At 35.9% G+C, this 15133-nt stretch carries 16 protein-coding genes; 10 read left to right on the top strand and 6 right to left on the bottom strand.

The features are described from left to right. The first annotated feature begins 48 nt into the window (after window positions 1-48). Both AC1DTM_RS10610 and AC1DTM_RS10605 read left to right on the top strand, forming a co-directional pair. Window positions 49-1164, top strand: coding sequence for a M20 peptidase aminoacylase family protein (locus tag AC1DTM_RS10610; protein WP_002159466.1), 1116 nt, complete (start codon window positions 49-51; stop codon window positions 1162-1164). Window positions 1165-1314: 150 nt separating this feature from the next. Further along, window positions 1315-1923, top strand: a complete 609-nt coding sequence (locus tag AC1DTM_RS10605) for an SAM-dependent methyltransferase (RefSeq protein ID WP_002159465.1) — start codon at window positions 1315-1317, stop codon at window positions 1921-1923. Window positions 1924-1973: 50 nt separating this feature from the next. On the opposite strand, the gene ahpF is transcribed toward AC1DTM_RS10605, so the two are convergent. After that, the gene (gene ahpF / locus AC1DTM_RS10600; RefSeq protein ID WP_002124933.1) at window positions 1974-3500 is read right to left on the bottom strand and encodes an alkyl hydroperoxide reductase subunit F; all 1527 of its coding nucleotides are present in this window, start codon (window positions 3498-3500) and stop codon (window positions 1974-1976) included. Window positions 3501-3514: 14 nt separating this feature from the next. Beyond that, on the bottom strand, window positions 3515-4078 hold the full coding sequence (ahpC, locus tag AC1DTM_RS10595) for an alkyl hydroperoxide reductase subunit C (RefSeq protein ID WP_002115711.1): 564 nt from the start codon (window positions 4076-4078) through the stop codon (window positions 3515-3517). Window positions 4079-4668: 590 nt separating this feature from the next. Between ahpC and mtnK the strand changes: the two genes are divergently transcribed. From mtnK to AC1DTM_RS10580, 3 genes are read left to right on the top strand one after another with little or no spacing between them, the layout of a single operon-like run. After that, entirely contained in the window at window positions 4669-5898 is a 1230-nt protein-coding gene (mtnK, locus tag AC1DTM_RS10590; protein ID WP_016103409.1) for an S-methyl-5-thioribose kinase, read from the top strand. 12 nt (window positions 5899-5910) lie between these two features. Continuing rightward, window positions 5911-6951 carry an S-methyl-5-thioribose-1-phosphate isomerase gene (mtnA, locus tag AC1DTM_RS10585; protein WP_016103410.1) on the top strand — a complete coding sequence of 347 codons (1041 nt, stop codon included), beginning with the start codon at window positions 5911-5913 and terminating at the stop codon, window positions 6949-6951. A 53-nt stretch (window positions 6952-7004) separates the two neighbouring features. Then, on the top strand, window positions 7005-7646 hold the full coding sequence (locus AC1DTM_RS10580; RefSeq protein ID WP_002159461.1) for an L-fuculose-phosphate aldolase: 642 nt from the start codon (window positions 7005-7007) through the stop codon (window positions 7644-7646). A gap of 45 nt (window positions 7647-7691) precedes the next feature. On the opposite strand, the gene AC1DTM_RS10575 is transcribed toward AC1DTM_RS10580, so the two are convergent. From AC1DTM_RS10575 to AC1DTM_RS10565, 3 genes are read right to left on the bottom strand one after another with little or no spacing between them, the layout of a single operon-like run. After that, a complete protein-coding gene (locus AC1DTM_RS10575) occupies window positions 7692-8699 on the bottom strand; it encodes a FecCD family ABC transporter permease (protein ID WP_016103411.1) in 1008 nt (335 codons plus the stop codon). Next, window positions 8696-9736: a FecCD family ABC transporter permease gene (locus AC1DTM_RS10570; RefSeq protein ID WP_002139451.1), complete on the bottom strand. Its 1041-nt coding sequence runs from the start codon at window positions 9734-9736 to the stop codon at window positions 8696-8698. Before AC1DTM_RS10570 ends, AC1DTM_RS10575 begins: the two co-directional genes overlap by 4 nt. Window positions 9737-9784: 48 nt before the next feature. Beyond that, window positions 9785-10702 (bottom strand): iron-hydroxamate ABC transporter substrate-binding protein, encoded by a 918-nt coding sequence (locus tag AC1DTM_RS10565; RefSeq protein WP_002159458.1) that lies wholly within the window; start codon window positions 10700-10702, stop codon window positions 9785-9787. Between the two features lie 338 nt (window positions 10703-11040). On the opposite strand from AC1DTM_RS10565, the gene AC1DTM_RS10560 reads away from it, so the two are divergent. Continuing rightward, the gene (locus AC1DTM_RS10560) at window positions 11041-12090 is read left to right on the top strand and encodes an NAD(P)/FAD-dependent oxidoreductase (protein WP_002159457.1); all 1050 of its coding nucleotides are present in this window, start codon (window positions 11041-11043) and stop codon (window positions 12088-12090) included. 175 nt (window positions 12091-12265) lie between these two features. Here the strand turns inward: AC1DTM_RS10560 and AC1DTM_RS10555 are convergent, their stop codons facing one another. Continuing rightward, window positions 12266-12634: a hypothetical protein gene (locus AC1DTM_RS10555; protein ID WP_002159456.1), complete on the bottom strand. Its 369-nt coding sequence runs from the start codon at window positions 12632-12634 to the stop codon at window positions 12266-12268. Between the two features lie 182 nt (window positions 12635-12816). Here AC1DTM_RS10555 and AC1DTM_RS10550 point away from each other — a divergent pair, with 182 nt between their 5' ends. From AC1DTM_RS10550 to AC1DTM_RS10535, 4 genes are all read left to right on the top strand, one after another. Next, window positions 12817-13056, top strand: coding sequence for a helix-turn-helix domain-containing protein (locus tag AC1DTM_RS10550; RefSeq protein WP_080018159.1), 240 nt, complete (start codon window positions 12817-12819; stop codon window positions 13054-13056). Window positions 13057-13303: 247 nt separating this feature from the next. Then, window positions 13304-13837 carry an LSm family protein gene (locus AC1DTM_RS10545; protein WP_016103413.1) on the top strand — a complete coding sequence of 178 codons (534 nt, stop codon included), beginning with the start codon at window positions 13304-13306 and terminating at the stop codon, window positions 13835-13837. A 21-nt stretch (window positions 13838-13858) separates the two neighbouring features. Then, window positions 13859-14302: a spore coat protein B gene (locus tag AC1DTM_RS10540; protein ID WP_016103414.1), complete on the top strand. Its 444-nt coding sequence runs from the start codon at window positions 13859-13861 to the stop codon at window positions 14300-14302. Between the two features lie 178 nt (window positions 14303-14480). Further along, window positions 14481-15133 (top strand): LSm family protein (locus tag AC1DTM_RS10535; RefSeq protein ID WP_477000216.1); only part of this gene is annotated, 653 nt, incomplete at its 3' end.

Raw genomic sequence — 15133 nt, 5'->3', positions numbered from 1 at the left:
GTATGATTAATCTGAATGGTTTGTAATTAGGGGAAGGAGAATGAAGCTTTGAAAACATTAGAACTACAAGAGCGTTTAACTGAAATTTTTCAGCATTTACATGAAAACCCTGAAGTAAGCTGGAAGGAATATGAAACGACAGCTTATATTACTAACTTTCTAAAAGAAGAAGGAATTTCATATAAAATATTTGATGATTGCCCTGGCGTGATTGCTGAAATCGGAAGAGGGAATCCAGTTATCGCGATTCGTGCTGATATGGATGCACTATGGCAAGAAGTAGACGGAGAATTTAAAGCGAATCACTCATGCGGCCACGATGCTCATATGACGATTGTGATGGGCCTTATTTTACAATTGAAAAATATGAGATGGGATAGCGGTACTGTTAGATTTATTTTTCAGCCGGCAGAGGAAAAAGGAAATGGTTCCTTAAAGATGGTAGAGAAGGGCGCCGTGGATGATGCTGATTTCTTATTTGGTGTTCATTTAAGACCGATTGAAGAACTGCCTTTGAAACAAGCTGCACCATCTATTCGTCACGGAGCAGCAGGATTTTTAGAAGGTATGATTCATGGAGATGATGCACACGGGGCACGCCCGCATCAAGGTATAAATGCAATTGATGTCATTTCGATGATCAATATTGGATTGAAAAATATATGGTTACCGCCACAGACGTCTTATTCTGTTAAGATGACGAGATGCCAAGCTGGTGGTGATAATCTAAATATTATTCCAGGTAACGGACATTTTAGTTTAGATGTAAGAGCAGAAAATAACATATTACTAGATGAATTGAAGCGAAAAATAGAGCAAGTAATTCAGTCAGCTGAATCAATGGGATCTAAACTTTCTTATGAGTGGATTGATCTCGCACCAGGAGCTGAAGTGTCAGAAGAAGCTGAGCGTTTCATGCGAAAAGGTATTCTTGAAGTATACGGGGAAGAGGGATGTACTGGACCACTGTATACGACAGGAAGCGATGATTTCCATTACTACACAGTGAAGAGACCGCATTTAAAAGCTGTCATGCTTGGACTAGGGGCGAACTTACAACCTGGATTACACCATCCGTATATGAAGTTTGATCATAGCTGTATAATGGATGGAGTAGAAATATTGAAACAGACTGTATTGAAAGTGCTGGAAGACAGGGGCTAGAAAGCTCCTGTTTTTTGTAGGAATTTGTCGTTAAGTCGATATATTCGATTTTGCGGCGATATAATTTCACGTACCAATTAATTTGATGAAAAATTCTCCTCTAGTACATGGTGTATAATAATAAGTACCATTTGTTAATAGGAGAAAAAAATGAACGAACAATATTACGATGCTGTATTAAATATAAAAACCGTTGGTGAGCAAAAAGGGTTTAATAAATCTATGCACTATCACCGTTATGAACCGACACCGTATAGCGGGTTGGATGAGTTATTGAATCAATATGAAATAAAAAGTAGCGATCGAATTGTAGACTTTGGGTGTGGAAAAGGGAGATTGAATTTTTACATGCATCATAAGTGCGATGCATCAGCGGTTGGAATTGAAATGAATGAAGCGTTTTATAAAGAAGCAATGGAAAACCGTGAGCGTTATGCAAGGAAGGTAAGAAACAGTAAAGATAAAATTCAATTTGAATGTTGTTTAGCACAGGAATATGAGATTGATCCACGTGATAACCGGTTTTATTTCTTCAATCCATTTTCTGTCCAAGTGTTTATGAATGTAGTAAATAACATTTTGCTTTCGGTAGAGGAAATAGAGAGGAAAGTGGATATTATTTTATACTACCCTTCTGAAGATTATATTTTCTTCTTGGAGAATCAGACTGCTTTTGAATTGAAGAGAGAAGTTAGATTACCGGGTGCTTATGATAAGAATGGGAATGAGAGATTTTTAGTTTATACATTAGGATTATAAAAAAAGCAGGTGCCTTGGCACCTGCTTTTTTAAAACTCACGTCTATATAATTAGTTACGGATTAAGTAATCAAATGCGCCTAAAGCTGCATTTGCACCTGAACCCATAGAGATGATGATTTGTTTGTACGGATTATTTGTACAGTCACCTGCACCAAACACTCCTGGTACGTTTGTAGCGCCGTGCTTGTCTGTTACGATTTCACCGCGAACGCGTTCAACTGTTTCGCCTAACCAGTCTGTGTTTGGCACAAGACCGATTTGAACGAATACACCTTGTAATTCAACGTGATGAACTTCTTCAGTTTCACGATCGATGTAAGAAATACCGTTTACTTTGTCAGTACCAGTGATTTCTTTCGTTTGAACGTTTTTCAGAACAGTTACGTTAGGTAAGCTGTTAAGACGTTCTTGTAATACAGCATCAGCTTTTAATTCTGGCATGAATTCAAGAACAGTTACGTGCTTAACAATACCTGCTAAGTCGATAGCTGCTTCAATACCAGAGTTACCACCGCCGATAACCGCTACATCTTTTCCGATGAATAATGGACCGTCACAGTGTGGGCAGTATGCTACACCTTTGTTTTTGAACTCAGCTTCACCCGGTACGCCAACATTACGCCAGCGAGCACCTGTTGAAACGATTACGCTCTTACTTTTCAGAATAGCGCCGTTTTCAAGTTCCACTTCAATAAGTTCTTTTTTCTCTAAACGTTTCGCACGTTGTAGATTCATTACATCGATGTCGTATTCTTTTACGTGCTCTTCAAGGCTTGCTACTAGCTTAGGACCTTCAGTGCGTTTTACGCTGATGAAGTTCTCAATACCCATAGTATCCATTACTTGACCACCGAAGCGCTCAGCAACGATACCAGTGCGGATGCCTTTACGTGCTGCATAAATTGCTGCACTTGCACCAGCTGGGCCGCCACCAACAACAAGAACATCGTATGGATCTTTATCAGAAAGCTCTGATGCATCTGGACCGTTACCCATTTTAGCTAAAATTTCTTCAAGTGTCATACGACCACTTCCGAAAGATTCGCCGTTTAGGTAAACAGTTGGTACTGCCATGATGTCTTTGCTTTCTACTTCCTCTTTAAATGCAGCGCCATCAATCATAGTATGTGTAATACCAGAGTTTAGAACGCTCATTACGTTAAGAGCTTGTACAACATCAGGACAGTTATGACAACTTAGGCTGATATAAGATTCAAAATGATATTCGCCTTGAATGTTTTTGATTTGATCGATTAATTTTTGTTCAACTTTTGGAGCACGTCCACTAACTTGTAGTAAAGCTAACACTAATGAAGTAAATTCGTGTCCTAATGGAATACCAGCGAATACGACACCAGTGTCTTCGCCAGGGCGATTTACGCTAAAGCTTGGTGTTCTCTCTAGTTCAACTTTTTCTACTGTAATCTTAGATGACATAGTAGCTAATTCATCTACTAGAGATAACATATCTTTAGATACGTTATCGTCTCCTGCGCTTACTTTAAGTAAAATATCGTTCTCCATTAACTGAAGGTATTGGGATAGTTGTGTTTTTATATCTGCATCTAGTATCATTTTGATCGAACTCCTTAGATTTTGCCTACAAGGTCAAGGCTTGGTTTAAGTGTTGCAGAACCCTCTTGCCATTTAGCTGGACAAACTTCACCTGGGTTGTTACGTACGTATTGAGCTGCTTTAATTTTGTTAACAAGAATGCTTGCGTCACGACCGATACCGTCAGCATTGATTTCCATAGATTGGATAACGCCGTCTGGATCGATGATGAATGTACCACGAGCAGCAAGACCTTCTTCTTCAATTAAAACGTTGAAGTTGCTAGTGATTGTGCGAGTTGGGTCACCAATCATAATGTATTCGATTTTGCCGATAGTTTCTGAGCTATCATGCCAAGCTTTGTGAGTGAAGTGAGTGTCTGTAGATACAGAGTATACTTCAACACCTAAGTCTTTTAGAGTTGCATATTGGTTTTGTAAGTCTTCAAGTTCAGTTGGGCAAACGAATGTGAAGTCAGCTGGGTAGAAACAAACTACACTCCATTTTCCTTTTAAACTTTCGTCAGTAACTTGAATAAATTCTCCATTATGGTAAGCATTAGCTTTAAACGGTTTTACTTCTGTGCCGATTAATAACATATTAAAATTCCTCCTAAAGGTTGGTTTTGAGCATCGGAAATTAGTTTGCTCATAAAATATATTTTTTAATTAACTATAATAATTCTAATTCGATATTAATTATCATATAGAAGTGGTTATTTTGTCAAGAGAATAAACCAACTTTATACCAATTTAATTAATATTTATTCTCAATTAAGGTTGTTAGGGAATTAAAAGGTAATTTTTAAGTCATAAATTTTCAATGAGTGTTTGAAAGAGTAGTGTGTATGTTAGAGACATGGTGTAAGTATAAATTMTTAGGAAGGAAATATTTCTTAGAAGTTGTGGATTTGAAAAGGAACTGCTTACTTCTATTTTACAAAGAATTGTGCAATAAATAAAACAAAATGTATCGGAATCTTTGTGAACAATTATTGTCATCTTAAATATATATAATAAGAAGTATATTGCAATGAGAAATAGAAACATTGACGCTCATTTCTAACAAGATATAATAAAAGCGAGATATGTATTGCAATAGAGAAGATATAGTATAGATTGAAAAAATTTCAGTCTATTATTTTTTACGGCTTTTAGAAAACGTTTACATTTAGTGTGGAGGGGAAACCATGTCTAAGTTCACGAATTATTTTTTAATGGAAGCTAAAGATGTGATTGCATATGTGCAAGAGAAATTACCTAAGTTCGAACATGCAAAGGGGCTAAAGTGTAAAGAAATAGGTGATGGTAATTTAAATTATGTGTTCCGCGTTTGGGATGAACAGAAGAACATTTCTGTCATTGTAAAGCAAGCTGGGGATACAGCGCGTATTTCAGATGAGTTTAAGTTGTCGACGAATCGAATCCGTATAGAATCAGATGTTTTGCGATTAGAAGGAGAGTTAGCACCTGGACTCGTGCCAAATGTATATTTGTTCGATAGTGTGATGAATTGTTGCGTGATGGAAGATTTATCAGATCACACAATATTGCGCACAGCACTCATAAATCATCAAATGTTTCCGAAGCTTGCTGATGATTTAACTACTTTTATGGTAAACACTCTTCTATTAACATCAGATGTTGTAATGAATCATAAAGAGAAGAAGGAACTCGTGAAGAATTATATAAATCCTGAGTTATGTGAGATTACAGAGGACCTCGTATATTCAGAGCCATTCACAAATCATAATAAACGAAACGAATTGTTTCAATTAAATGAAGGATGGATTAGAGAGCATATTTATAGTGATAAAGAGCTTCGTATGGAAGTAGCAAAACTTAAGTTTTCTTTTATGACGAATGCACAAGCGCTACTTCACGGTGATTTACATACTGGTTCTGTTTTTGTAAAAAGTGATTCTACAAAGGTTATTGATCCTGAGTTTGCCTTTTATGGACCTATGGGATATGACGTTGGAAATATAATGGCAAATTTAATGTTTGCATGGGTGAATGCAGATGCAGTGATGCAATCTGGTATTGAGAAAGATACATATATGAACTGGATAGAATCTACCATGATAGATGTAATTGATTTATTTAAGAAGAAGTTTTTAGATGCTTGGGATATTCATGTGACAGAGATTATGGCGAAGGAAGAAGGCTTTAACCGAGTTTATTTACAATCTGTATTAGAGGATACAGCTGCAGTGACGGGTCTTGAGTTAATTCGTCGTATTGTTGGTCTAGCGAAGGTAAAGGATATTATTTGTATTGAGAATGACGCGGCGCGTGCTAGAGCGGAGCGAATTTGTCTTCAAGTAGCGAAGAAGTTTATTTTACAAGCGAATCAATATAAAACAGGTAGCAGTTTTGTAGAAACGTTAAAAAAACAGTCAATGCATAGTGCGAAATAAGGGGAGAAGATGATGGCAGAGCAATTAATACCAATTCAGTGGAAAGATGATGCTTTAGTGTTATTGGATCAAACGGTATTACCGAACGAAGTAGTCTATGAATCTTTTAAAACGGCTGAGGGTGTGTGGGATGCGATTCAAGTAATGAAAGTACGAGGAGCGCCGGCAATAGGTGTTTCAGCAGCCTACGGTGTGTATTTAGGGGTAAAGGAAGTTGCGAAAAGTTCGGCGGAAGAATTCATAGCGGAAGTAAAAAAGGTATGTGCATACTTAGCGACATCAAGACCGACGGCAGTAAATTTATTTTGGGCGCTTGAAAGAATGGAAAGTGTAGCGAAAGAGAATGCTCACTTATCAATTGCGCAGTTGAAAGATAGATTATTAAAAGAAGCAAAAGAGATTCATAGAGAAGATGAAGAAATTAACCGTCAAATTGGAGAACATGCATTAACATTATTTCATGATGGCATGGGGGTATTAACGCATTGTAATGCAGGTGCGTTAGCAACGACTAAGTATGGTACTGCGACAGCTCCAATGTACTTAGCGAAAGAAAAAGGATGGGACTTAAAAATCTATTCGGATGAAACACGCCCTAGATTACAAGGTTCAACGTTAACAGCATTAGAACTGCAGCGAGCGGGAATTGATGTAACGGTCATTACAGATAATATGGCAGCAATGGTCATGTCACAAGGGAAAATTGATGCAGTAATCGTTGGATGTGATCGTGTAGCAGCAAACGGGGATGTAGCAAATAAAATTGGAACATTAGGTGTTTCGATTTTGGCTAAATATTATAACATTCCGTTTTATGTAGCAGCACCAACGCCGACAATTGATTTGAAAACACTGACAGGAAAAGAAATTCCAATTGAAGAAAGGGATGCTTCTGAAGTGATCAATCGCTTCGGACAATACTCTGCTCCGCAAGAAAGTAAAGTATACAATCCGGCATTTGATGTCACGCCATCTGACAATGTAACAGCGATTATTACGGAAAAAGGAATTGTGAAAGCACCGTTTACGGAGAATTTAAAAAAGCTATTTTAGTAAGTAGATATATATAGTCAGTCATCATAAGCTTCATACTTAGGGGGATGTATATGTTATTACAAAAAGAAAGAGAAGAAATTGTAGCGTATGGAAAGAAAATGATCTCTAGTGGTTTAACAAAGGGGACGGGGGGAAATATTAGTATTTTCAATCGTGAACAAGGTCTTGTTGCAATTAGCCCAAGTGGTCTAGATTATTATGAAACGACGCCTGAAGATGTAGTTATATTGAATTTAGATGGTGAAGTGATAGAGGGAGAGAGAAAACCATCAAGTGAATTAGATATGCATCTTATCTATTATAGAAATCGTGAAGATATAAATGCGCTTGTACATACACATTCTCCTTATGCGAAGACAATCGCATCATTAGGATGGGAACTTCCTGCTGTGTCATATTTGATTGCTTTTGCAGGTCCGAATGTTCGCTGTGCACCGTATGAAACATTTGGTACGAAGCAATTAGCAGAGGCTGCTTTTGAAGGAATGATTGATCGTCGTGCAGTTTTACTTGCGAATCATGGTTTAATGGCCGGTGCGAATAATATAAAAATGGCGTTTACTATTGCAGAAGAAATAGAGTTTTGTGCTCAAATTTATTATCAAACGAAAAGTATCGGAGAACCGAAATTACTGCCAGAAGACGAGATGGAGAATTTGGCGAAGAAGTTTGAAGGGTATGGGCAGCAGTAGAATGAAATGAAAACCCCCTCAAGAAAAAATCTTGAGGGGGTTTTTCTATGCCTTCTTCAATAACAAATACATAAAGTAAGGTGCACCAATTAAAGCAACGACAATCCCTGCTGGAATACCGTTAGGTTCAACGATATTTCGTCCGATTGTGTCTGCAAATAGTAATAGCCATCCACCAATTAAAACAGCGATTGGCATGAAGATTTGATGCCTTGGACCTACTAAAGATTTGGCGATGTGAGGAGCCATAAGTCCGATAAAGCTAATGCCTCCTGTTACAGAAACAGCAGCGGCAGCAAGTGCAACGGCTGCGATTAATAAGTATCTTCGCTCTTTTTCAATTTCAATTCCAACACCGATTGCTACTGGCTCGTTTAATGCTAGTATATTTAATCGATTTGCTTTATAGAAGACAAATGGGATTAATACGATTAGCCAAGGAAGCATTGCTAAAACAAATGTCCAGTCATCTCCCCAAATGTTTCCGGCAATCCATTTGGCGATAAAGTCCACTTTCATACGATCAGCGGATGAAATAAGGACAATCATTATTCCAGATAGTGCAAATGAAAAACCGATGCCGGTTAATGTTAATCGTATTGGCTGAAGGCCGGTGGATTTACTATATGAAAATACGTAAATTAGAACAGCTGTTAGAAACGCACCGATAAATCCAACAACTGGTAGAAGGTAAAGAAATGAACCTACGTCTATCGGGAAGTATAGAAAGAAAACAGAAACTGCAACACCAGCACCAGCGTTAATGCCGAGAATACCAGGTTCAGCTAAATCGTTTCGGGTAATACCTTGTAATACAGCACCTGATAAAGCTAGAGCCATACCAGCTAATAATGTAATGACGATTCTAGGTAGCCTTAAAGAATATAAAACGAATTCTTCTTTAAATGTACCTTGTCCCATAAGTGTTGGGATTAATCTGTCATAGGAGAGAGCGGCAGAACCGAGTCCCATTCCAATTACAATTGTTGTGATGGTAAGTATAAGTAATGCAAGTATGATAAGGCGTTGTTTCTTTAGAATAGATTGCATCATGAGAAAGTTCTTCCTCCTTTACGTACAATGAATAGGAAGAATGGTAATCCTACAATTGCGACGATTGCAGCAACTGGTGTTTCATACGGAGCGTTAATTGTACGTCCGATTGTATCTGCGAGCAGCATAAAGGAAGCACCAGCAATCGCTGACATTGGTATAACAAAACGGTAGTCTGGTCCAACGATTGGACGAACCATATGGGGTACCATAAGTCCGATAAATGCCATGTTTCCGACAAGTGCTACAGAAGCACCAGCAAGCAAGATAATAATGATAAATAAAATCGTTTTAATAACGATAATTTTTTGACCGAGTCCAACGGCAACTTCTTCACTGAAACTAAGAACTGTTAATTTCTTTGCAAGTAAGATAGCGATAAATATACTTATTGAAATAACCGGAATAATAATTTTTAATTGGCTCCAACTCGTTCCAATTACGCCCCCAGCCGTCCACATTGATACATCTTGTGAAATTTTAAAGTAAATGCCAACACCTTCTGAGATTGCAAGTAGAAATGCTGAAACAGCAGCACCAGCTAATACAATTCGAAGAGGGGAAAGTCCGCCCTTTTTCACCATGCCAATTCCAAATACCATAATAGCGCCAATTGCAGCACCGATAAAGCAAGCTAGTGTTAAGTAAAGGTAGCTTATAGAAGGATTGAAAGCAAGTGTTAGTGCAAGTGCGGCATTTGCGCCACCAGTTAAGCCTAGTAATCCCGGATCGGCAAGTGGGTTTCGAGTTAATCCTTGCATAATTGCACCAGAAACAGCGAGTCCAGCTCCTACAAAAATAGCAGCAACTTCACGTGGTAAACGTATTTCACGCAGGATGGATAGCTTATCTCCTTTAGCAGAGGAAGTGAGTGCTAACCATACGTCTTTTATAGAAGTATCTGCAGCACCTAATACCATTGCAAACATAAAAATAAGAAAGAATGCAATGATACTCAAAATTAATTTGTATGTAAAAGCGTTGGAACGTAGGTTGTCTTGCTCTTTTTTCATCAGCTTCACATCTTTTCTTTTCATAGAATAAAGGAAGAGGAATTCTTAAATTAAGAATTCCTCATGTTTGTATTATTGACCAAGAAAGCTCTTCTTGAAGAAGTCTAGTTGGAAATCTAATGTAAGTGGATCATTGAAATAGAATTCCATCATGTTTGCTTCATATACACGATTATTTTTTACTGCTGGAATGTTTTTATATGATTCTGTCTCTTGGAATGAGTTATCAGTATCTTTGTTTTTACTTACGATTAAGTAATCACCAGCGAACTCAGGTAATACCTCAGTAGATAATGCGTAGTATCCTTCTTTTAAAGCTTTTTCTTTTACTTTTTCAGGCATTTTTAATTTCATTTCTTGGTAAAGAATTTCTGTTCCACGGCCCCAGTTTTCGCCGTATACGTAAAGCTGTTTGTTGAAGTTTTCAACAACAGAAACTGTTGCATCTTCACCGATCTTCGCTTTAATGTCTTTTCCAGCTGTTTGTGCGCGTTTCTTGAAATCATCAACCCAAGTTTTTGCTTCTTTTTCTTTATTTAATAATTTACCGATTTCTAAGTGTTGTGTTAAGTAATCAACTTTTCCGTAAGTGTATGTTACAGTAGGAGCGATTTTCTTTAACTTATCAACATTTTTAACATTTGATAAACCAATGATTAAATCTGGATTTAATTCTGCAATCTTTTCAACATTCTCATCTGATACTTCAGCGACATTTTTCAGTTTGCTATCGAAACGTGGGTTTTGTTTAGACCATGAATCTACCCCAACAAGGTTTACACCTAATGACATTACGTTACCAGCGAATGATGATAGGACAACAACACGTTGTGGATTTGCTGGAACTTCTACTTTACCATTTTCTGATTGGTATGTAATTGTTTCTGATTTTTTACCTTTTGCGTCGTTCTTCTTGTCTGTTGAACCGTTGCTACAAGCACTCATAACAAGGACGAACAGAACTGTTAGTGAAATAAATAATTTTTTCATCGTCTTTCTCCTTTAAATAGATGATATGTGTATACAATAATTTGTTTAACTGCAATCTTTTTGAAAGAGTAGTGGTAATACAGAATACAAAATATTTATTAAAAATCTTGAATATGAGATTTCACAATATAGTATTGACCATATTAATGAAAGAAGATGTAATCCCAAATTTGCTAATTATTAACAAACTGATAATGATTATCACTATTGATTCTTTAAATAATATAATTTTATATAGGTGTATTGTCAATAGTAATTTTGATTGTAAATTTTGCGGAAACAGGTTATATTTTATTGAGAATGATAATCAATGACTAATAGCTGAGGAGTGGGCACGAATGAATCGAGAAGAATTGTTTGATGTAACTGTGATAGGCGGAGGACCTGCAGGGCTTTATTCAGCTTTTTATAGTGGACTCAGAGAGATGAAAACGAAAATAATAGAATTTCAACCACAGTTAGGTGGAAAAATACATGTTTATCCAGAAAAAATGATTTGGGATATTGGCGGAGTGTTACCGGTTACGGGTGAGAAATTAATTGAGCAACTTGTACAACAAGGATTAACATTTCAACCTGAAGTTGTATTGAATACAAAAATAGAATCAATTATTCGTAATGAAGAGGGTATTTTTACGTTGAAAACAAGCTCTGGGGAAGAACATTTTTCAAAAACAGTGATCGTCGCAACTGGGAGTGGTATATTGAATCCACAAAAGTTATCAATTGAAGGTGCTGAGAGATTCGAAGTCTCAAATTTAAATTATACAGTTAAATCGTTAAAACGTTTCAAAGATAAAACGGTAATTATTTCAGGCGGAGGGAACTCTGCAATTGATTGGGCAAATGAATTAGAACCGATTGCGAAAAAAGTTTATTTAACATATAGAAAAGAAGAATTATCTGGTCATGAAGCACAAGTAAAACAACTTATGAACAGTTCGGCAGAATGTTTCTTTAATACATCGATTACAAAATTAATTGCCGGTGATAACCATGAAGCGATTGAACATGTAGAATTAACAAATCATGAAACTGGAGAGGTTTCTCATTTATCTGTTGAAGAAGTTATTATTAATCATGGATATGAACGTGACATTACATTATTGGAAAATAGTGAGCTAGATGTCGCTATTGTTGATAATTATTATATTGCAGGGAATGCAAATAGTGAGTCCTCGGTAGACGGGTTATATGCCGCTGGAGATATTTTAAAGCATGACGGAAAATTACATTTAATCGCAGGAGCGTTCCAAGATGCTGGAAATGCTGTGAATAAAGCGAAACAATTTATTCAACCAGATGCAAGTGAGTACGGAATGGTTTCTTCGCATAATGAAGTATTTAAGAAGAGAAATCGAGAATTGATAAAGCAGATGATGAATTAATAAATAAACAAGTATACCCCCATTTACTTCTCTATTCGTATGGACGAGAGAGGTAAATGGGGGTTTTCCTGTTTATTATATCTTCAATCATTATCATGACACCGGTTTCATTAGTTCATGTGGCATGAACGTTTTATTTGTAATCTCTCTAGAAAACAATGAATCTAGGATTGGTTTATGCTGTCCCTTTTTCCTGTTCATTAGGAAATGGTATATTTAGTATAGACGCAATGTATTGTTTTCCGTGTTTTCGAGCTAATGATTCTAATATTTGGCGAACGCGTTTTGTAAGATGACCTTGTTTTTTTATAGCCTCACAATATACGTCATAGAAAACGTATTTAGCCCAAAGGAAATCATCTTGTTGGAATAAGAAATGATTTTTGTACCATTCGCCAATTGTATGATAGCAATTGTTTTCATGTACTGCTGCACTTTGTGAAAGAATACGATCGGATAAAGAATTAGATAGATGAGAAATTGTGTTTTCTGTTTCAACTTGTAATGTTTTTTCTAACATTGTAATGATGTGACGAGTAGCCATATGTTAACTCTCCTTTGTGTAAATGGGTAATACCATTCTATATTTAAAAAAATACTTACTATACTATTATACAATATATGGAATGCATCTACCTGCTTTTTAATTTGTATTTACAAAATCTTTTTTATTTGTTTACAAAAATAAAGTAAGATACAGTATATATATGAAAAAATAATAAAGGAATGAACACATTGTATATAACGATAGAAGAGGCTGCGGAGTATTTGAATTTACCAAAATCTTATGTTGAAGATTTGATTCAGCAAAAGAAAGTTCGTGCGTTGTTCGATGGAGAGCAATATTTATTAAATAAAGAACAATTTAATACACATTTAGAGCAAATGGAGAAATATAAACAGTTAGTGGAAGAAATATTAAACGAACCAATTCCGGAAGATATGGATGTTAAGGACGAAGATTAAATTTATGAAAAGATCCCGTAATAAGATATGCAGGAATGTATCTTATTACGGGATCTTTTTGTATTAAGATATAAAAAATTACCGGAAACCCTAGGATTCATTTAAGCGGAGGAAGGTTTCGTAGGTATTAGTACTACATGTTAAAAGCATATTTTTTCATAGCGGGGACAAACATAGAGAACGTAACCTGTACAGATACATATACTATCAGTGCAAAAGCTTATAAATTAATGGAAGGGGTTTTCTCGTGAGTTTATTTAATTGGGATTTTTTGGAAGGTTTAATTGGATCTTATGTAAGAGTAAACAGAGGTGGACCAGAATCTCAAAAAGGAGCAATAGTATCAGTATATGCGGACTACTTCGTATTACAGAATGAAAAAGGAGAGTACCATTACTACCAGCTTCGCCATCTGAAAAGCATTACAAAAAATACGAAAGAGGGTGGGATAGGTGATTCTGTATGGCCGGAAGAAGACAGTGCAGAAGACTTTGAAACGCTACTTCAAGGCTTCAAATACCGCTGGGTAAAAATTAATCGTGGTGGTCCAGAGAAAATTGAAGGTATTTTACAAGATGTTTCTAGCGATCATGTAACGTTAATTATAAAAGAAGAAGTTGTATTAATTGCACTATCTCATATTAAAAGTGTTAATTATAATGCACCAGTAAGTGGAGAGAGCGATGAGAGTAGTGATGAGAGTAGCGATGAGAAAAGTAATGAAAACAGCAATAATTCAAGTCGAGCTCGCGCACAAAGACAATCAAGTAGAGGAAGATAATACAGAAAGGAGGATACGAATTTGAAGGGTGTAGTATGCTGTGATCACATCAAAGGTTTAGTCGGTGAGAATGTAAAAGTAAATCTTCGCGGACCGGAAAGTCGAGTAGGTGTACTGTCAGTGTTAGGAAAAGATTACCTTACACTACAATTACCTCCTGGAGAAGTGGTGTATTATCAACTGAAACATGTGAAGAGTCTAGTCAAGAAAGTGAAAGAAGCACAAGGAGACTATGGTTCATGTTTCTACGCTGATGAAGATACTTTTTTAGATGTATTAAATGACTTGAAGTATAAGTGGATAAAGATTAATCGTGGTGGACCAGAGTGTGTGGAAGGTTTATTAAGTGATATACATGATAATTGTATTACACTAGTAAACTGTGATGAAGTCATTTATGTAATTAATTCTCATATTAAGAGTGTGAGTCAAGTAGTTAAAAGTAAAAAGAATGAAAAAGAATAATGTTTAATAAATAAGAGGGGCATTATGATTGAAAGTGAAGAACGATTTCATATTTCGCTGCAATAATTTCGCGGTATATGAAAAAGAATTCTTACTACTAAAAGACAGAACATTGCCCCTGATTATTTTTTAGAAATGGAAGACAGAAAAGTGCAATTCCATAGAAAGGAGGATATAGATGAATGAGTTAAACAAAAATATTGGAGAAAATATATACGTTAAATTAATCGGTGAAAAAAGATTTAAAGGTGTATTAATTGATGTAGGGAATGATATTGTTGTTCTTTACAATGGACAAGACTATGTATATATATCTTTATATCATATTCAATATTATAGATTTTTAAGAGAGTATGATGAAGAAATATTAAAACCAGATGTGGATTCTGTAATTAAGAGGGAATCACCTTCAATTTCTTTGAGAAAAGTATTAAGTACATCTAAAGGGATTTTTACAGAAATTTATGTGGCAGGAAATGCTCCAATACACGGTTATGTTACAAGTGTAATGAACGATTATATTGTTTTTTATAGCCCAGTTTATAGAACGGTATATATATCTTTAAAGCATTTGAAATGGTTAATTCCTTATAAAGAGAACCAAGTACCTTATTCCCTCAATAAAAATGAACTCCCCGTAAATCCCTTAAATATTACTTTAGCTAGAACGTTTGAAGAACAGCTTATTAAAATGGCTGGGAGAATTATGGTGTTTGATTTAGGTGAGGAATCTAATAAAATTGGAAAAATGGCGAAAATTGATGAAGGACATATTGAAATATTAAAAGCACGTGACGCAAAAATGTACGTGAATATTCAACATGTGAAATC

This window comes from Bacillus sp. P4_D3, assembly GCF_056401855.1.
The sequence above is the reverse complement of the archived record's forward strand: the minus strand, read 5'-3'. Positions and strand labels throughout refer to the sequence as shown.